1 protein-coding gene is annotated in these 869 nt (G+C 36.9%); it reads left to right on the plus strand.

All coding sequences use genetic code 11. The features are described from left to right. Nucleotides 1-15: 15 nt before the first annotated feature. Nucleotides 16-869: autotransporter outer membrane beta-barrel domain-containing protein (locus M4Z11_RS07365; protein ID WP_249678040.1), on the plus strand; the 854-nt coding region annotated here is incomplete at its 3' end.

The raw sequence follows: 869 nt of genomic DNA on the forward strand, positions 1-869 counted from the left end.
GCAGGTTTAGTAGATATGAGCAATCAACACGAACTTTTGGAAATCATAGAAAATGCTTCGAATGAGGCTGATAACAATAGAAAGACAAGCTTTTTTATACGCGGTTATGGGAGTAATCATCGCTATACTTCGAATTTGTCTGTTTTTGAACATGGTTATGGGGCTGATCTTGACTATAATAGTATGACAGCAGGTGTTGTCTTAAATACATTAGAGAATAAACAGAGTGCTTTGTCTTTTGGAACGATGGGGACTTATGGGAGGCTCTCTCTTCAGCCTCTTTCTGTTAAACAAAGCCAAAAGAGTGTTTTTAATAAATGGTCGGGCAAGCTTTATGCTCATTTACAGCATGATACAGGCTTTTATGTGAATGGGTTTATCTCTTACGATCTTTTAAAGGGCGATGTTGTAACTCTTGCTCGAGGTAAAACAGCAGAATTAAAAGGTAGACTTTTAAGTACCTCTTTGATGGGAGGTCAGGCTATTATAACAGGCTATAATGGTTTTATTATTGAGCCGCAGATTCAAGTTATTTATCAGTCTATTATGTTTGATAAAGCTCGTGATATTGATCGGTTTGATATTGAGCTAGGAAACCATGATCAATTGATAGCACGGGTTGGTGGTTGTTTAAAAAAAGCTGTTACTTCTTCTGAAAAGGCACGTGTCGTTTCCTTTTATGGAAAACTTCATCTTGCACATAGTTATGAAAACAAGCGGATAGTGTATTTTAAAGATGCTTTTCAGTTAGGTGCATTTGGTTCTACAGTTGAAACAGGTATGGGTGTTCACGCCCAATTATCTAATACTATAGCACTTCATGGCGATTTGTTATACAAACATAAATTAACCAAAGCCGGTTTCTCTGG

Origin of the sequence: Bartonella bilalgolemi (assembly GCF_023500045.1) — a bacterium.
GTDB classification, from domain to species: Bacteria; Pseudomonadota; Alphaproteobacteria; order Rhizobiales; family Rhizobiaceae; genus Bartonella; species Bartonella bilalgolemii.